Below are 16,762 nucleotides of genomic sequence, written 5' to 3'. Positions count from 1 at the left end.
CGCTCGCTTGGGTAACCACATCGATTTCCTTTAGCCTTGCGAGTTATCCCCATGTCCCATCGTATTGTCATTGTCGGCGGCGGCGCCGGCGGTCTGGAGTTGGCTACCCGTCTGGGTAAGACTCTGGGCAAACGCGGCACGGCCAGCGTGATGTTGGTCGACGCTAACCTGACCCACATCTGGAAACCGCTGTTGCACGAAGTCGCTGCCGGGTCGTTGAACTCGTCCGAAGACGAACTCAACTATGTTGCCCAGGCCAAATGGAACCACTTCGAGTTCCAACTGGGACGCATGAGCGGGCTTGATCGCGCCAATAAAAAAATCCAGCTGGCCGCCACTTATGATGAAGCAGGCCTGGAACTGGTGCCCGCCCGGGAAGTGCCATACGACTCACTGGTGATTTCCGTCGGCAGCACCACCAACGATTTCGGCACCCTGGGCGCGGCGCAGCACTGCCTGTTCCTCGATACCCGCAAACAGGCCGAGCGCTTCCATCAGCAGTTGCTCAACCACTACTTGCGCGCGCACGCCGGGCAGACCGACAAGATCGAGCAGATCAGCGTCGCCATCGTCGGTGCCGGTGCCACCGGGGTCGAACTGGCCGCCGAGCTGCATAACGCCGCCCATGAACTGGCGGCCTACGGGCTGGACCGGATCAAACCGGAAAACATGCACATCACCCTGATCGAAGCCGGTCCACGGGTGCTGCCGGCCCTGCCGGAACGGATTGGCGGGCCTGTGCATAAAACCCTGGAAAAACTCGGGGTCAACGTCATGACCAATGCTGCGGTCAGCGAGGTGACCGCAGACAGCCTGATCACCGCGGATGGCAAAGTGATCAACGCCAGCCTGAAAGTCTGGGCTGCCGGGATTCGTGCACCGGCGTTCCTCAAGGACATCGATGGCCTGGAAACCAACCGCATCAATCAACTGCAAGTGCTGCCGACCCTGCAAACCACCCGTGACGAGAATATCTTCGCTTTCGGTGACTGCGCGGCCTGTCCGCAACCAGGCACTGACCGCAATGTGCCGCCGCGCGCCCAGGCTGCGCATCAGCAGGCGTCGTTGCTCGCAAAATCGCTGAAACTGCGGATCGAAGGCAAGGCGCTGCCGGAGTACAAGTACACCGACTACGGTTCGCTGATCTCGCTGTCGCGCTTTTCGGCTGTGGGTAACTTGATGGGTAACCTGACCGGGAGCGTCATGCTGGAAGGCTGGCTGGCGCGGATGTTCTATGTGTCGTTGTACCGGATGCACCAGATGGCCCTGTACGGGCCGTTTCGCACGGCGATGCTGATGCTGGGCAGCAAGATTGGTCGCGGCACCGAGCCGCGCCTGAAGCTGCACTGATGTAAAAACCTGTGGGAGCGGGCTTGCTCGCGAAAGCGGTGTGTCATTCAACTTTTATGTCGACTGACACACCGCTTTCGCGAGCAAGCCCGCTCCCACATTGGTTTTGCGCTATTGCAGGTTTCTCGCGGGCAAAAAAAATCCCCGTATCTTTCGACACGAGGATTTTTAATATGGTCGGGGTAAGGGGATTCGAACTCCTGACATCCTGCTCCCAAAGCAGGCGCGCTACCGGACTGCGCTATACCCCGGTAAAAAAAAGGCACCTTTTAAAGGCGCCTTCTGCGAACAGAGCTTTTGGCGTCTGATCTTAAGATTCGATTCCAGCGTTAACTGGTTTCAAAAATGGTGGGTCGTGTGGGATTCGAACCTACGACCAATTGGTTAAAAGCCAACTGCTCTACCAACTGAGCTAACGACCCAAAAATGGTCGGGGTAAGGGGATTCGAACTCCTGACATCCTGCTCCCAAAGCAGGCGCGCTACCGGACTGCGCTATACCCCGGCTTGAAATTGGCTCCGTGACCAGGACTCGAACCTGGGACCCAATGATTAACAGTCATTTGCTCTACCGACTGAGCTATCACGGAACTACACATTTCAATTTACAACTTTGTAGCTTTACTGCGTTCTCTTCGACCCGTTCGCATCGCTGCGTTCGTGTGTCTGAGGCGCGCTATTCTACAATTTCTACAACCTCTGTCAACCCCCTAATTTGCTTTCAAGTTAATGATTTGCAACTTATTTTAGATTCCTGCTTGTTAGCAGAAACCCTGGCGGGTGACTTACTGCGGGGCGCACTTTACAAGCCTTTTCCTTTGAGTTCAACAGCCTGAATGAAAAAAAGGCCTCGCAATGCGAGGCCTTTTCGATTTTGCTGTTGTTATGGCTCAGACGAAGACGATTTCGTCGTTCTCCACCACGCCATGAGCGGTGTCGCCCGGCATGAATCGACCCGAAAGGATCAACTGCGCCAACGGGTTCTCGATCCAGCGCTGTATGGCCCTCTTGAGCGGCCGTGCGCCGTATACCGGGTCGTAACCGACCGCGATCAGCTTGTCCATGGCCTCGGGGCTCAGTTCCAGCTTCAGTTCCCGCTCGGTCAGGCGACTGCGCAGGCGGCCCAACTGGATCTCGGTGATGCCAGCGATCTGATCCCGCGCCAATGGCTCGAAGATCACCACTTCGTCGACCCGGTTGATGAACTCCGGCCGGAAGTGGGTGGAGATCGCATCCATCACCGCCGCGCGCTGTGCCTCACGATCACCCACCAACTCCTGGATCTGCACCGACCCCAGGTTGGAGGTCATGACAATCACGGTATTCTTGAAGTCCACCGTGCGGCCGTGGCTGTCGGTCAGGCGACCGTCTTCCAGCACTTGCAGCAAGACGTTGAAGACATCCGGGTGCGCCTTTTCGACTTCGTCCATGAGGATCACCGAGTAAGGCTTGCGACGTACCGCCTCGGTCAGGTAACCGCCCTCTTCGTAACCGACGTAGCCTGGTGGTGCACCGATCAGGCGAGCCACGGAATGTTTCTCCATGAACTCGGACATGTCGATCCGCACCATCGCCTCTTCGGTATCGAAGAGGAATTCAGCCAGCGCCTTGCACAGCTCGGTTTTACCGACACCGGTCGGGCCGAGGAACATGAACGAGCCGCTCGGGCGATTCGGGTCGGACAAGCCGGCACGGGAGCGCCGTACCGCATTGGAAACGGCCACCACCGCTTCGTCCTGGCCGATCACACGCTGGTGCAACAGGCTTTCCATCTTCATCAATTTTTCGCGCTCGCCTTCGAGCATTTTCGACACTGGAATACCGGTCCACTTCGAAACGACTTCGGCGATCTCTTCTTCAGTCACCTTGCTGCGCAGCAACTGGTTTTCGGGTTTGCCATGCTGATCGACCATTTGCAGGCTGCGCTCCAGGTCCGGGATCACCCCGTACTGCAACTCGGCCATGCGGTTCAGGTCACCTTTGCGGCGAGCGGTTTCCAGCTCCTGGCGTGACTGCTCGATCTTCTGCTGGATTTGGGCAGAACCCTGCACCTCGGCTTTTTCCGAGTTCCAGATTTCTTCCAGGTCCGAGTACTCACGCTCAAGACGGGCGATTTCTTCCTGGAGTTTTTCCAGGCGTTTCTTCGCCGCGTCGTCGCTTTCTTTCTTCAGCGCCTGGGACTCAACCTTCAGTTGGATCAAGCGACGTTCCAGGCGGTCCAGTACTTCCGGCTTGGAGTCGATCTCCATACGGATGCGGCTGGCAGCCTCGTCGATCAGGTCGATGGCCTTGTCGGGCAACTGGCGGTCAGTGATATAGCGATGGCTGAGCTTGGCCGCCGCAATGATCGCGCCGTCGGTGATCGCCACTTTGTGGTGGACCTCGTAACGCTCTTTCAGGCCACGCAGAATGGCGATGGTGTCTTCTTCGCTCGGCTCGTCCACCAGGACTTTCTGGAAGCGTCGCTCAAGGGCGGCGTCCTTCTCAATGTATTGGCGGTACTCGTTGAGCGTAGTGGCACCGACGCAGTGCAGCTCGCCACGTGCCAAGGCCGGCTTGAGCATATTGCCCGCATCCATCGAGCCCTCGCCTTTACCGGCGCCGACCATGGTGTGCAGTTCGTCGATGAACAGAATGATCTGCCCTTCCTGCTTCGACAATTCATTGAGCAGGGATTTCAGGCGCTCCTCGAACTCGCCACGGTACTTGGCACCGGCAATCAACGCCCCCATGTCCAGGGAGAGCAAGCGCTTGCCCTTGAGGCCGTCCGGCACTTCGCCGTTGATGATGCGCTGGGCCAGGCCTTCGGCGATGGCGGTTTTACCAACGCCAGGCTCGCCGATCAGTACCGGGTTGTTCTTGGTGCGGCGTTGCAGCACCTGGATGGTCCGGCGAATTTCATCGTCGCGGCCGATCACCGGATCGAGCTTGCCGTCTTCGGCACGCTTGGTCAGGTCGACGGTGTATTTATCCAATGCCTGGCGCGCTTCCTCGTGGTTAGGGTCATTGACCGCCTCACCGCCACGCAGGTTGTTGATCGCGTTTTCCAGGGCTTTCTTGCTCACGCCCTGACCGAGCAACAGTTTGCCGAGCTTGCTGTTCTCGTCCATGGCGGCGAGCAGCACCAGTTCGCTGGAAATGAACTGGTCGCCCTTTTGCTGGGCCAGGCGATCGGCCTGGTTGAGCAGGCGCGCCAGATCCTGCGACATATTTACGTCGCCGGTCGGGTTCTGGATCTTCGGTAGCTGGTCAAGTTCTTTGGTCAGCTCTTTTCGCAGGCTGTTGACGTCGAAGCCCACCTGCATCAGCAGGGGCTTGATCGAGCCACCCTGTTGCTCGAGCAGGGCTTGCATCAAGTGCGCCGGTTCAATGGCCGGATGATCGAGACCGACGGCCAGGGATTGGGCATCGGACAACGCTAACTGCAATTTGCTGGTTAAACGGTCTATACGCATGGGTCACCTTCCTTTTGAGCAGGCCGGACCTATAAAACATCCTGAATGAAGAAACCTGCCAGATAGCACAATAGATGTGGTCGATTCTGGGAGTTTCAAGCGTCGAGAGGTTGATGCAGATCAGACAAGTCTAGCGTTCGAGCCAGATAAGGGAGGCAAATCGGCCAGTGCGGGAGGCACGGCGATAGGAAAAGAAGCGTGGATCGGAGACGGTGCAGAATCCGCCGCCATAAACAGCGGTTACACCCTGAGCTGCCAGACGCAAGCGCGCCAGCATATAAATGTCCGCCATGAACTTGCCGGGGTTTTGACTCGGCGCAAAAGCCTGAGCAGCTCCAGGCAGTTGCTCGACGAAGGTTTCCCGTACTTCGGGGCCCACTTCAAAGGCTTGCGGGCCAATCGCCGGGCCGAGCCAGACCAAAACCTCGGCAGGTGGCACCGCCAGGCTGTCAAGGGTTGCTTCCAGCACGCCCGCCGCCAACCCGCGCCAACCGGCATGGGCCGCCGCGACACGAGTACCGGCACGGTCGCAAAACAGCACAGGCAGGCAATCGGCAGTCATCGCCGCACAGGCAATGCCCGGCGTAGAAGTCCAACTGGCATCGGCAATGTCCACCCGGCTCGGGTCGGCATGCGCCACGACGATGCCGTGAACCTGCTGCAACCAGGCCGGCTGTATCGAAAAATGGTCAGTCAGACGCCGGCGATTCTCGGCGACGGCCTCAGGGCTGTCGTCGACGTGATCGCCAAGATTGAGGCTGTCGAACGGCGCCAGGCTGACGCCGCCCGCACGGGTGGTGACGCAGGCTTTGACCCCGGCCGGCGCGGGCCAGTCAGGAATCAGCCAGTCACTCATCCGACAAATGCCTCACGGTCTTGCTTGAGCAGGGTCAGCAACCAGACGAAGTCTTCCGGCAGCGGCGATTCCCAGCTCATGCGAACACCGGTGGTCGGATGATCCAGCTCGAGGAACCGCGCATGCAGTGCCTGGCGCGGGAAGTTCTTCAGCGATTCAACCATGGTCGGGTTGGCTGCCGGCGGAATCCGGAAACGACCACCATAGGCAGGATCTCCGACCAACGGGAAGTTGATGTGCGCCATGTGCACACGAATCTGGTGTGTACGACCGGTTTCCAGCTTCACCCGCACGTGGGTGTGGGAACGGAAACGCTCGAGCACGCGGTAGTGGCTGACGGCTTGCTTGCCACCTTCCATCACGGCCATGCGCTGGCGTTGCTGGCCGTGACGACCGATCGGCGCATTGATCTTGCCGCCAGCGGTTACCACGCCGATCACGATGCACTCGTAGATCCGGCTGACGCTGCGGCTCTGCAACTGAGTCACCAGCTGTGTCTGCGCCTGAATGGTCTTGGCCACCACCATCAGACCGGTGGTGTCCTTGTCCAGGCGATGCACGATGCCGGCGCGGGGCACATTGATGATGTCCGGCACGTGGTGCAGCAAGGCGTTGAGCAAAGTGCCATCAGCGTGGCCGGCAGCCGGGTGAACCACCAGGCCCGCGGGCTTGTTGATCACCAGGATGTCGTCGTCTTCATAGACGATGTCCAGGGCGATGTCTTGAGCGACCCATTCGCCCTGAGCTTCCTGCTCGGCAGTGAGTTCAAGAATGGCGCCACCGTGAACGATGTCTCGCGGGCGGACAACCGCCCCATCCACAGTCAGGCGGCCGTCTTTGATCCAGGCGGAAAGGCGCGAGCGCGAGTGCTCAGCGAATAATTGTGCGGCGACTTGATCGAGGCGTTGGCCGCCCAATTCGGACGGCACCTCTGCGCGGAGTTCAATTTTATCGGACATGCTCAGACTAGGCGTCGGCACAGCTTTTGGTTTCGGCTGCGCGCTTGTGGTTAAATACGGCGTCTTTTGCCCCGAGGCTATTCAACGGGGCGCTCATCATAACAGGACGGCCTCGCCCAAGACAGCGGCCGTCATAGGGACGCAAGCCGCCATGCAAGTGAAACACCTGCTGCTGATCGCCATCCTCGCATTGACCGCTGCTTGCTCTTCGAAGGAAGTCGTAGACGAAAACCTGAGCGAAGTCGAGTTGTACCAACAGGCTCAAGCCGATCTGGACAATAATAGCTACACCAGCGCCACTGCCAAGCTGAAGGCTCTGGAATCACGCTATCCGTTCGGCCGCTATGCCGATCAGGCCCAGTTGGAGCTGATCTACGCCAACTACAAGAACGCCGAACCGGAAGCCGCCAAGGCTGCTGCCGAGCGCTTCATTCGCCTGCACCCACAACACCCGAACGTCGACTACGCCTACTACCTCAAGGGCCTGACTTCTTTCGACCAGGACGTTGGCCTGCTGTCGCGTTTCCTGCCGCTGGACATGACCAAGCGTGACCCGGGTGCCGCTCGCGACTCCTACAACGAGTTCGCCCAGCTGACCAGCCGCTTCCCCAACAGCCGTTACGCGCCGGACGCCAAGCAGCGCATGATCTACTTGCGCAACCTGCTGGCGGCCTATGAAATCCATGTGGCCGACTATTACCTGACCCGTCAGGCCTACGTCGCCGCCGCGAACCGCGGTCGCTACGTGGTGGAAAACTTCCAGGAAACCCCTTCGGTCGGCGACGGCCTGGCGGTGATGACCGAGGCCTACCAGCGCCTGCACCTGGACGAACTGGCTGCCACCAGCCTCGAAACCCTGAAGCTCAACTACCCGAACCACCCAAGCCTGGTGGACGGTCAGTTCGAGCCATCGGTGGCTGAAGCCGACAACCGGTCGTGGCTGAGCAAGGCCACCCTGGGCCTGATCGAATCCCGTCCACCGCTGCCACCGGGAGAAACCCGCGCCAACCAGGACGTGCAGAAGCAGTTCCAGGAAGCCAAGGACGCGATTCCGAGCGAGCTCAAGCCTAAGGACAGCGACGGCGATGTGATCGAAGAAGAGGATCACGAGGCCGAAGGCAACAATGAAGACCGCTCGTGGTTCAGCTACATGACCTTCGGCGTGTTCGACTGATACGACCGTATTGCAGAAAGGGAGACGCTTGAGTCTCCCTTTTTTATTGCGCCATTTTTAAGCAGCGCGAATACGCTGTGCGGCTGTCATGTCCTTGGCTAAACTGGCGGCTCATCCGTCATAAAGCAGCCCGCCATGCTTCGTTTATTATTCTGGATCGCAGTGATTGCCGCCGCTGTTTGGTTATGGCGCAAGTACAAGGGCCAGGTTTCCGCACCCAAGTCCTCCGCCGAGCGGGAAGCGGCGCCCATGGTCCGCTGCGCCCATTGCGGCGTGCACCTGCCCCGCGATCGTGCGCTGAGCCTCCAACAACAGTGGTATTGCAGCCAGGCTCACCTTGAGCAAGGCCCAGGTTCCAGTGGTCGCTGAGACGTCCAGTCCCGGCGACAAACAGGCCCAGCGACTGCTGCGCCTCTATCACCTCTACCGTTTGAGCATCGGCATCACCCTGGTGCTGCTGATTTCCAGCAACCTGGACAACCGGTTGCTGACGTCCGCCAATGACGACCTGCTGCGCTACGGCAGCGGGTTGTACCTGGTGCTGAACATCCTGCTGGTGGTGTTCTTCCAGAACACCCGCCGCCCAGCCCAACTGTTCAGCCTGGCACTGGTCGACGTCGCGCTGCTTTGCGTGATGTTCTACGCAGGTGGCGGAGTGGCCAGCGCCATTGGCAACCTGCTGATCGTATCGGTGGCCATCAGCAATACCTTGCTGCGAAGACGCATCGGCCTGCTGATTGCTGCCATTAGCGTGCTGGGCATCCTGGGTTCGAGTTTCCTGCTGAATGTCAGCCATCCCGCCAGCCCCAATGATTACTTGCAGGTCGGCACGCTCGGCGTCCTGTGTTTCGCCGCCGCATTGCTGGTCCAGGTCCTGGTCAGACGACTGGAAGTCAGCCAGACCCTGGTGGAGCAGAAGGCCAGCGAAGTCATGGGCCTGGAAGCCCTCAACGCACTGATCCTGCAACGCATGCGCACCGGCATCCTGGTGCTTGACGACCAACGGCGTGTGCAACTGGCCAATCACAGCGCCTTGACCCTGCTCGGCTGCGAGCATCTCGAAGGCCGACGGATTGACGAACATGCCCCGGCCTTGGTCGAAGACCTGCAACTGTGGATCGAAAACCCGATGCGGCGCCCGCCAAGCCTGAGAATCGCCAGCAGCGGCCTAGAACTGCAGCCGAGCTTCATTGCCCTGGCCCCTGGCCCGCATCACCAGACCCTGGTTTTTCTCGAAGACCTCGCCCAGATCACCCAACAGGCTCAACAACTGAAACTTGCCGCCCTGGGCCGCTTGACCGCCGGTATTGCCCATGAAATCCGCAATCCATTGGGCGCCATCAGTCACGCAGCGCAGCTATTGCGAGAGTCGGAGGAACTGAATGCCGCGGACCGACGTCTGACGCAGATTATTCAAGACCACTCTCAGCGAATGAATCGGGTTATCGAAAACGTCCTGCAACTGTCCCGTCGCCAGCAAACCGCAACGCAACGTCTCGACCTGAAGCTGTGGCTGGAACAGTTTGTGACAGATATCCGCGAGCAGGCGACCGAGCGCCAAAAGATCCATCTGCGCATTGCTCCCGGTGACTACAGCACCTTGATGGACCCGAATCAGCTGGAGCAGATTCTCGACAACCTGATACGCAATGCATGGCGCCATAGCGCCCTTGACCACGACCAGGCACAGGTCTGGCTCGAGTTGTTCACCGATCCCGACAGTCAGCTACCGACCCTCGAGATCCTCGACGACGGCCCCGGCGTGGCCCCGGACCATCAAGCGCAATTGTTCGAGCCTTTCTTCACCACCAGCCACCAGGGCACTGGCCTGGGGCTCTACCTGTCCCGCGAGCTGTGCGAATGCAACCAGGCCCGCCTGGACTTCAGATCACGCCAGGGCGGCTGCTTTCGCATCACCTTTGCTCACGGACGAAAACAAGGTTGAACATGAGCCCACGGTCAAAAGTCCTGATCGTCGACGACGAGCCGGACATCCGCGAACTCCTGGAAATCACCCTGGGACGGATGAAGCTCGATACCTACTGCGCCCGCAACGCTGGCGAGGCCCTGGCCCTGCTCCAGCGCGAGCCATTCGACCTGTGCCTGACCGACATGCGCCTGCCGGACGGCAGCGGCCTGGAGCTGGTGCTACACATCCAGCAACACTACCCACAAGTCCCGGTAGCCATGATCACGGCTTTCGGCAGCCTCGACACAGCAATCAATGCGCTGAAGGCCGGTGCGTTCGATTTCCTGACCAAACCGGTGGACCTGACCCGATTGCGAGAACTGGTGACCAGCGCCTTGCTGCTACCCGTTCCTGGTAGCGCCATCGATCGTCGCTTGCTGGGCGAGTCACCGCCCATGCGCGATCTGCGCAAACAGATCGAAAAACTGGCTCGCAGCCAGGCACCTGTGTACATCAGTGGCGAGTCTGGCAGTGGCAAGGAGCTGGTCGCCCGCCTGATTCATGAGCGAGGACCACGGGCCAGCCAACCTTTTGTCCCGGTCAATTGCGGTGCGATTCCAACTGAACTGATGGAAAGCGAGTTTTTCGGCCATCGAAAGGGCAGCTTCAGCGGCGCCATCGAAGATAAACCCGGTTTGTTCCAGGCGGCGCACGGCGGCACCCTGTTTCTCGACGAAGTGGCAGACTTGCCTCTGCCGATGCAGGTCAAATTGCTGCGAGCCATCCAGGAGAAAGCGGTACGCAGCGTCGGTGGGCAACAGGAGGTGGTGGTCGATGTGCGGATACTCTGCGCCACCCACAAGGACCTTGGCGCCGAAGTCGCTGCCGAACGCTTTCGCCAGGATCTGTACTACCGCCTGAACGTGATCGAGCTGCGGGTTCCGCCGTTGCGCGAGCGCCGTGACGACATCGAGCCTCTGGCCAGCCACATGCTCAAGCGCCTGGCTGCAGACAGCGGGCAGCCCGCAGCAAAACTCCACCCGAATGCGCTCGACACCCTGAAAAACTACCGTTTCCCGGGCAATGTGCGCGAACTGGAGAACATGCTCGAACGGGCTCATACGTTATGCGAAAACAAGCTGATCGAGGCCAGCGACCTGCGCCTTGCCGAGGGTAACTGTGCTGCCGAAGGGGGCGCGCCGGACCTCACGCAGATCGATAACCTGGAGGCGTACCTGGAAAACGTTGAACGCCAACTGCTTCTCCAGGCACTGGAAGAGACCCGCTGGAACCGCACGGCAGCGGCTCAGCGGTTGAATCTTTCATTCCGGTCGATGCGTTATCGACTCAAGAAGCTGGGCCTGGATTGAGGAAACTGGTTTCAGATCCGCCCGGTTGGCGCATACGGCGCCGGATCGATGATCGGCGCCCTGCCCAGCATCACATCGGCAAACAACTGGCACGACGCAGGCGCCAGCACCAACCCATTACGGTAGTGCCCGCAGTTGAGCCAGAGCCCATCAAAACCTGGCACCGGCCCAATATAGGGAATGCCCTGCGGCGAGCCTGGCCGCAAACCGGCCCAATGCCCCACCACCTCGGCGTCGGCCAGCGCCGGAATCAACTCCACGGCCGAGGCCTTGAGGCTTTCCAGGGCCGAATCGGTAGGCGTCTTGTCGTAGCCTTCATGCTCCAGGGTACTGCCAATCAGGATGTGCCCATCGCGCCGCGGAATGGCATAACGCCCCTTGGCCAGGACCATGCTCGGCAGGAAGTCCGCTGCGCACTTGTAGAGGATCATCTGCCCCTTTACCGGTTCGACCGGCAACTCAAGGCCCAGGCTCTTGAGCAGATCACCGCTCCAGGCGCCGGCGGTCAGCACCACTTGATCGCCTTGGATCGCACCTGTGGAGGTCTGCACGCCGACTATTTTTTCGTCTTGCCGAATAAACCCGCTGACTTCGCACTGCTCATGAATCGTCACGTTCGCCAGCGCCTGCAATGCCGCCTTGAGCGACTTCACCAGACGCGGATTGCGCACGTTGGCCACGTCGGCCATGTAGATCGCCCGGGAAAAACCACCGCCCAGCACCGGCACCGCATCGTGGGCCGCCGAGATATCCACAGCCCGCAGCGGCCGGCCCTCGCGCGCGGCCCAGGCCAGCGCCTCGGCCTCATCGTCCAGGTCCAGCCAGTACAGGCCGGTGGTATGCACCTCGGGATCGATTCCGGTGGCCGCAAACAAGCGCTCGCCCAGCTGTGGATAAAAATCCTGGGACCAATGCGCCAGCGCGGTCACCGCCGGGCTGTAACGCCAGGGATAGAGCGGCGAAACGATGCCACCACCGGCCCAGGACGATTCCTGGCCGACGTTCGATCGATCCAGCAGCACCACACTCTGCACCTGGGACGCGAGATTGAATGCGGTCAGCAGCCCGATTACCCCACCACCGACGATCACCACTTGCTGTTGCCTGGTCATGTTCTGATCCAACCGTTCAATAGACAGGGGCGCAAAGGGCGCCCGAAAAGGAAACTCAGCGACCCCAGCAATCCTTGGTGGTCAGGCCGTCCGCCGCATTGACCATGCTTCTGACGCCGGTGTTGGTAAGGGTGAAATCACCACACTTGTCCGTGGCCATGCCCGTGCCAGGTTTGCGCACTGCCGTCAGCAGGAAGGTCTGATCCGTCAGGGTCGGGGAAATGCTGTAGTAATCATTGCCGGCACTCAGGTCGGTGGCATTGGTGTAGACGTTATTCTTTGAATAGAAGCGCTCGAGGATCTGCGCCTGTTCCGAGAGCAGACCGGCGACTTCAGTGCGACGCCCCTTGTTCACGTACTCGGTGAGGCTCGGATAGCCAATGGTGATGACGATCCCGATGATCGCAATCACGATCATGATTTCAATCAGGGTAAAACCGCGGTTGGATCTGCGCATGCCTAAACTCTCACTTACTGTATTTGTCGCCACATGATGCGACGGCTGCCGCCGCCGGATTTTTCCACCAGCGTGGAGATACCGCCACTGGAATCGTTCACGATCTTGCGTGTCGCGCCATTGACGATGGCGTTCAGGGTCGGCATCCCGCCGGTAAAGACCACGCCGCTGGACAGCGTGTCGGTGCTGTCGACCACGGCGTCGCCGTTGGTGTCGAGCACTGCGTAATTGAGCATCTTACCGCTGAACGCATCGAGTTCGACCAGTTTGCCGCTACCGAAGCCGGCGCAAGGGTCGGAGGTGTCCACGCTGGCCGTGGTAAACACGATCCGTCCGAGCACCAGGCTGGCCTGGCTGATCACCCGCTCACCGGTCAGCGCGTTGTTATACCGCAGTGGCAAATACCAACCCTTTTGCGTCGGGTAGGTCACCTCGTTCTGGCTGGTGGTGATGGACTGCCCCGATTCTCCCGAAACCACCCCGGTCACTGCCTGGGCCTGCAGGCTGGAGGGAGTGATCTGTCCGGAGCCACCCTCCGCGTCCCACACCGCGTAGAACGCTTGCAGCTCCTTGTTGGTCCTGTCCGTCGTCTCGTTGAATTTACCGGTGCCGAAAAACACCATCTTGCCACCCCGGGCGTTGTCTGCCAGCAATGGCTGTGCGGTGATGGGCTGGGTAGCGCCGCCGGCGGTGGTGAACAATGGCTGGCCGGAGAATGCGATGCCCCAGGCGTTCGGGGTGGCGCCACTGAGGTCAAACTTCCAGAGCCGCCCCTTGAGGTCGCCGCCATAGGCGGCCTGCACCACATTCTGCGAGTTCACCCTGAGCTTCACCGAAGACAAACCGTTAGTGGTTTCGCTGCTGTCGACCACGACTTTCTTGATCAGGCTGCCGTCGCGAATGTCCACCACGTACAACGCCGCCACCCCGGAGTAACTGCCATAGCCGTTGGCAATGAACGCAGCCCAGCGCCCATCCGCCAAGCGTGCCACCTCCGGACGGGCGTAGGCATAACCCAGGTCATTAAAAGCGTTCGCTGCACTGGCAGAGGCCGGCGCGCTGATTTCCCACAGGGCCTTCACAGCATTGCCCGCCGATGCGTCGAACAACTGCAGTGCATAGAAGGTTCGCCCGCCCGCCCCCGTTCCGCCCAGGGCGAGGGTCTTCCAGGCACTGTTCAGCTGGGCATCGAACACGCCCACCTGCCCATCCACCAGGAACTTGTGGCCGACGCCGTTGATGTACGCGGGATCGGCGATGTAATGCAAGGACGGCAGCACACTGGCAGGCATGTAGGCGTAGCGCCGGGCACCGTTGGCGGTATTGATGATGCTGACGAAACCGTCGTTGGCGTTGACCACGAGGCTGGCATGCATATTGGCTGCCTTGGTCGCCAGGTACGTGCTGTAGGAGGTATCCCCCGACAAATCCGCTGCGGTTTGATCCGAAGGCGCCGCCAGCACCAGCGGCGAGTTGACGATGTCGCCCAGCAATACAGGGCGCACTTTCAGGCCGGCCTTGTTGCTGCCCTTGCTCCACTCCAGCAAATCGCTGCCCGTAAGGCCGCTGGGCAAGCCCAGGCTGAGAACGCTTTGCTGGTCCGCAGACACGTTGGCGAAGGCCAATGTCACGGCGCTGTGGGTCTGGCTGTTCCATGATTGATAGGCCGGTGCCGTAGCGCCCAGCACGATCGCCGTATCGGTGGACCACAGCACCGAGGCGGTATCGACCGCGCCACTGGCGGTGAAGCCGTAAGCCTTGATGGTGCCACGCCAGTCCTTGGGGTCGTAGCTGGTCTGGAAATAACGCGTGGCGCTGGCGACACCACTGCCGCCGGAGCCGGACTTGGTGCACAACAAGGGCGAATCCGCAGGCGTGAAGGCATAGGCTGGAGCGGCCAGGAACAAGGTGCAAACGGCCCTGCTCAACAACCGCCAGCGCTGCGTGCGGCGTTCAATATTTCGCATAAATGCTCTCCACCACACTGCGCGAGCTGCCCGCAATGCCCACGGCGGTGATCCGGTACAAAGTCGCCGAGGTGTTGCTCGGCACGTTCACCGCTGCCACGCTGGTGCCAATGTTCTGCACGCCATAGAACCCGTTGCCGGATGCGATCCAGGTCACCCCTGAGTTGGAATTGAACCCGGCCGCCTTGAGGGTCGCCGATTCGGCAGGCGGGGCGCACCGGGCAGTGCCGCTGCACACGGGCAACGAATAACTATCGAGCTGCACCGCGCTTTCACCTACGCGCAACACCGCTTCGGCAAGCTGGAACGACTGATTGCGCAAACCCAGGCTACCGGCCATTTTTTCCTGCAGGGTGGCGTTTTGCATCGATGAAATGCCGATCAGCGTCAGCAGCAACAGGAACACCAGGCTGACCAGCAGCGCCATGCCGCGCTGGGCGCAAGGTGCAACGCTCATAGACCCACTTTTCATGGCAAGCGGTTGCGCAAAGCGGCAACCACATTGAAGGTCTGGTCGCTCACCCGATTGTTCGGGTCAGTGAGGCTCAGGCTCAGGCGTACGCTGCGGATGCGTGTCGGGTCCGACGGGTTGCTGCTGTAACTGGACACCGCCGAATCGGCAGCCGAGCTGGCGAGGCCGAAGCTGACGTCGAAAGCACTGACGTTATCCACCAGCACTTGCTCGAGCGGCTGATCCCTGCCGACACCCATCTTCAGCTCACCGTTCTTCAAGCTGTAGATCAAACGGCGGATGGGAAATGCCAGTTGCCCCGCAGCAGGTGCATGCCAGTCGGAATACGCCGTCGCGCTGCTTCGGCAATCGGACACCACTGTCCAGGCCGGCGTCCCGCCATTACTGCCGATGTCCGCCGTAACCAGGGTCAACTTGCGACCGGCGTTGTCCCAGCTGATCGGCGTTAGATGGCTGGCATTGAAGTCACCCGCTTTGCTGGCATCGGTGATAGGCCCCAGGCAGCCGAACATGCCGACCATGCGGATTTCCTGGATCATTTTGCTCAGCACGAAACGCGCGTCCTCCTGCATGGCTGCCGCGGCGTTCTGGCTGATGTAAGTATTTTTTGCGGCAATGAACACCTGCACCACCCCCAGCACCACGACCAGGCTCAAGGCCAGGGCGATCAGCAACTCGACCAGGCCGAAGCCGCGGTTGGAGCGGCTCATGGCCTCGCCACCGGGTCGACGGTCGCGCGGCTGGTGAGGACGAAACTGCGCCGTGAGTCTGCAGCGTTGGCGGCCCGCGAGTCGTCCCAGGTGATGGTGATGGTGTACACCCGCTGGTTCAGGGAGATGCTGCCGGTCGCCGTTTCGCCACCAAAACCGGCAATGTTACGGGTGAAATCGTAGAGGTCCTGGTCCCGGGCGACTTTCGGATTGCCCGAGGTAGGCGGTGTCACGGTGTAGTCGGCGGCAGCATTGGCGCGTATGCGATCCATCATGTCGTAGGCGATAAAACTGGCCTGGCTGGTCATGCGCGCACTGTCGGTGTACTTCAAGGCATTCAATTGAATCGCCGCCGCGCCCAATAGCGCCACGCCCAGGAGCAGCAACGCCACCAGTACCTCGATCAGCGTCATGCCCTCCTGGGCACGCTTGCTCCATGGTCTCATCCGCAACTTCCACCCAATAGAATTCGTCCGTTCAAACACACATTCAGCGTCCTGCTTTGTGTTCCGAGCACATAGCTGATCACCACTGCCGTGGAGGGTGACGACAGCCCGCCCAGGTTATTGAAATCGATGGCCGTCACTCCGGAGGGTAGCGTCAGAGTCGCCCCGCTGCTCATCGGTGGAACAACCCGCAACACATTGGCCGGGGTGTCCGTACCGTCATACACCGACAACTCCCCGGTCCACACACTCGCGCCCGCCGTGGGTCGCAGCCGCGTGGTCAGGCCTCGGTCGATGGCTTCCATTCGGGCATAGTTCAGGGCACGTCGCAGATCACCCATCTCGGTGTCGGCCCTGGTGCCTTGTGTCGATCGGATGAACGCCGGGACCGCCAGGGTGATCAGGACCAGGAAGATCGCCAACCCCACCAGCAACTCAATCAGCGTGAAACCTTTTGAACGATGATCCACCGTTGCCCTTCGTTGCCGTCGGCTATACCTGCTTCTACTGGCGCAGGGATCGCGCG

General features: G+C 60.4%; 14 protein-coding genes, 4 tRNA genes and 1 pseudogene. 5 read left to right on the top strand and 14 right to left on the bottom strand.

The genetic code is table 11. The annotated features are described in order from the left end of the window. Positions 1–51: 51 nt before the first annotated feature. Positions 52–1,350, top strand: coding sequence for an NAD(P)/FAD-dependent oxidoreductase (locus BKX96_RS26250; RefSeq protein WP_046815698.1), 1,299 nt, complete (start codon positions 52–54; stop codon positions 1,348–1,350). A gap of 174 nt (positions 1,351–1,524) precedes the next feature. On the opposite strand, the gene BKX96_RS26245 is transcribed toward BKX96_RS26250, so the two are convergent. The 7 genes from BKX96_RS26245 to rluD all read right to left on the bottom strand — a co-directional run bounded on the left by BKX96_RS26245 (position 1,525) and on the right by rluD (position 6,619). Then, a tRNA-Pro gene (locus BKX96_RS26245) sits at positions 1,525–1,601 on the bottom strand. Positions 1,602–1,696: 95 nt separating this feature from the next. Next, positions 1,697–1,772, bottom strand: a tRNA-Lys gene (locus tag BKX96_RS26240). A 5-nt stretch (positions 1,773–1,777) separates the two neighbouring features. Continuing rightward, positions 1,778–1,854: transfer RNA gene (locus BKX96_RS26235), tRNA-Pro, on the bottom strand. A gap of 9 nt (positions 1,855–1,863) precedes the next feature. Then, positions 1,864–1,939: transfer RNA gene (locus BKX96_RS26230), tRNA-Asn, on the bottom strand. A 300-nt stretch (positions 1,940–2,239) separates the two neighbouring features. After that, positions 2,240–4,804, bottom strand: a complete 2,565-nt coding sequence (gene clpB, locus BKX96_RS26225; RefSeq protein WP_046815699.1) for an ATP-dependent chaperone ClpB — start codon at positions 4,802–4,804, stop codon at positions 2,240–2,242. 130 nt (positions 4,805–4,934) lie between these two features. Continuing rightward, complete coding sequence (pgeF, locus tag BKX96_RS26220; RefSeq protein ID WP_077185856.1) at positions 4,935–5,660, bottom strand: peptidoglycan editing factor PgeF; 726 nt, start codon at positions 5,658–5,660, stop codon at positions 4,935–4,937. Then, positions 5,657–6,619 carry a 23S rRNA pseudouridine(1911/1915/1917) synthase RluD gene (rluD, locus tag BKX96_RS26215; RefSeq protein WP_008058321.1) on the bottom strand — a complete coding sequence of 321 codons (963 nt, stop codon included), beginning with the start codon at positions 6,617–6,619 and terminating at the stop codon, positions 5,657–5,659. Before rluD ends, pgeF begins: the two co-directional genes overlap by 4 nt. A gap of 151 nt (positions 6,620–6,770) precedes the next feature. Between rluD and BKX96_RS26210 the strand changes: the two genes are divergently transcribed. The 4 genes from BKX96_RS26210 to BKX96_RS26195 all read left to right on the top strand — a co-directional run bounded on the left by BKX96_RS26210 (position 6,771) and on the right by BKX96_RS26195 (position 11,072). Next, positions 6,771–7,793 (top strand): outer membrane protein assembly factor BamD, encoded by a 1,023-nt coding sequence (locus tag BKX96_RS26210; protein WP_046815701.1) that lies wholly within the window; start codon positions 6,771–6,773, stop codon positions 7,791–7,793. Positions 7,794–7,928: 135 nt separating this feature from the next. Further along, complete coding sequence (locus BKX96_RS26205) at positions 7,929–8,162, top strand: PP0621 family protein (protein ID WP_077185855.1); 234 nt, start codon at positions 7,929–7,931, stop codon at positions 8,160–8,162. Further along, positions 8,152–9,738, top strand: a complete 1,587-nt coding sequence (locus BKX96_RS26200; RefSeq protein ID WP_077185854.1) for a sensor histidine kinase — start codon at positions 8,152–8,154, stop codon at positions 9,736–9,738. The genes BKX96_RS26205 and BKX96_RS26200 overlap by 11 nt, the downstream gene beginning before the upstream one ends. Before the next feature lie 2 nt (positions 9,739–9,740). Further along, complete coding sequence (locus BKX96_RS26195; protein WP_077185853.1) at positions 9,741–11,072, top strand: sigma-54-dependent transcriptional regulator; 1,332 nt, start codon at positions 9,741–9,743, stop codon at positions 11,070–11,072. A gap of 11 nt (positions 11,073–11,083) precedes the next feature. On the opposite strand, the gene thiO is transcribed toward BKX96_RS26195, so the two are convergent. From thiO to BKX96_RS26160, 7 genes and pseudogenes are all read right to left on the bottom strand, one after another. Beyond that, positions 11,084–12,184 carry a glycine oxidase ThiO gene (gene thiO, locus BKX96_RS26190; RefSeq protein WP_046815704.1) on the bottom strand — a complete coding sequence of 367 codons (1,101 nt, stop codon included), beginning with the start codon at positions 12,182–12,184 and terminating at the stop codon, positions 11,084–11,086. 55 nt (positions 12,185–12,239) lie between these two features. Next, the gene (locus BKX96_RS26185) at positions 12,240–12,641 is read right to left on the bottom strand and encodes a type IV pilin protein (protein ID WP_046815705.1); all 402 of its coding nucleotides are present in this window, start codon (positions 12,639–12,641) and stop codon (positions 12,240–12,242) included. A gap of 14 nt (positions 12,642–12,655) precedes the next feature. Then, a pseudogene (locus BKX96_RS26180) lies at positions 12,656–14,497 on the bottom strand (pilus assembly protein); the annotation flags it as partial. 97 nt (positions 14,498–14,594) lie between these two features. Further along, the gene (locus BKX96_RS26175) at positions 14,595–15,065 is read right to left on the bottom strand and encodes a pilus assembly PilX family protein (protein ID WP_046815707.1); all 471 of its coding nucleotides are present in this window, start codon (positions 15,063–15,065) and stop codon (positions 14,595–14,597) included. Between the two features lie 11 nt (positions 15,066–15,076). After that, positions 15,077–15,790 carry a PilW family protein gene (locus BKX96_RS26170; protein WP_077185851.1) on the bottom strand — a complete coding sequence of 238 codons (714 nt, stop codon included), beginning with the start codon at positions 15,788–15,790 and terminating at the stop codon, positions 15,077–15,079. Continuing rightward, on the bottom strand, positions 15,787–16,236 hold the full coding sequence (pilV, locus tag BKX96_RS26165; RefSeq protein ID WP_046815709.1) for a type IV pilus modification protein PilV: 450 nt from the start codon (positions 16,234–16,236) through the stop codon (positions 15,787–15,789). The genes BKX96_RS26170 and pilV overlap by 4 nt, the downstream gene beginning before the upstream one ends. Further along, complete coding sequence (locus BKX96_RS26160; RefSeq protein WP_046815710.1) at positions 16,233–16,706, bottom strand: GspH/FimT family pseudopilin; 474 nt, start codon at positions 16,704–16,706, stop codon at positions 16,233–16,235. Before BKX96_RS26160 ends, pilV begins: the two co-directional genes overlap by 4 nt. Positions 16,707–16,762 lie beyond the last annotated feature (56 nt).

This window comes from Pseudomonas putida, from assembly GCF_001976065.1.
Classification (GTDB): domain Bacteria; phylum Pseudomonadota; class Gammaproteobacteria; order Pseudomonadales; family Pseudomonadaceae; genus Aquipseudomonas; species Aquipseudomonas serbica.
The sequence above is the reverse complement of the archived record's forward strand: the minus strand, read 5'-3'. Positions and strand labels throughout refer to the sequence as shown.

What these genes read in the sequence shown, in the direction of transcription:
- pilV (WP_046815709.1), bottom strand. Translation starts at nt 16,236, where the DNA reads ATGAGACCATGGAGCAAGCGTGCCCAGGAGGGCATGACGCTGATCGAG.
- BKX96_RS26170 (WP_077185851.1), bottom strand. Translation starts at nt 15,790, where the DNA reads ATGAGCCGCTCCAACCGCGGCTTCGGCCTGGTCGAGTTGCTGATCGCC.
- pgeF (WP_077185856.1), bottom strand. Translation starts at nt 5,660, where the DNA reads ATGAGTGACTGGCTGATTCCTGACTGGCCCGCGCCGGCCGGGGTCAAA.
- BKX96_RS26250 (WP_046815698.1), top strand. Translation starts at nt 52, where the DNA reads ATGTCCCATCGTATTGTCATTGTCGGCGGCGGCGCCGGCGGTCTGGAG.
- BKX96_RS26210 (WP_046815701.1), top strand. Translation starts at nt 6,771, where the DNA reads ATGCAAGTGAAACACCTGCTGCTGATCGCCATCCTCGCATTGACCGCT.
- clpB (WP_046815699.1), bottom strand. Translation starts at nt 4,804, where the DNA reads ATGCGTATAGACCGTTTAACCAGCAAATTGCAGTTAGCGTTGTCCGAT.
- BKX96_RS26175 (WP_046815707.1), bottom strand. Translation starts at nt 15,065, where the DNA reads ATGAGCGTTGCACCTTGCGCCCAGCGCGGCATGGCGCTGCTGGTCAGC.
- rluD (WP_008058321.1), bottom strand. Translation starts at nt 6,619, where the DNA reads ATGTCCGATAAAATTGAACTCCGCGCAGAGGTGCCGTCCGAATTGGGC.
- BKX96_RS26185 (WP_046815705.1), bottom strand. Translation starts at nt 12,641, where the DNA reads ATGCGCAGATCCAACCGCGGTTTTACCCTGATTGAAATCATGATCGTG.
- thiO (WP_046815704.1), bottom strand. Translation starts at nt 12,184, where the DNA reads ATGACCAGGCAACAGCAAGTGGTGATCGTCGGTGGTGGGGTAATCGGG.
- BKX96_RS26205 (WP_077185855.1), top strand. Translation starts at nt 7,929, where the DNA reads ATGCTTCGTTTATTATTCTGGATCGCAGTGATTGCCGCCGCTGTTTGG.
- BKX96_RS26195 (WP_077185853.1), top strand. Translation starts at nt 9,741, where the DNA reads ATGAGCCCACGGTCAAAAGTCCTGATCGTCGACGACGAGCCGGACATC.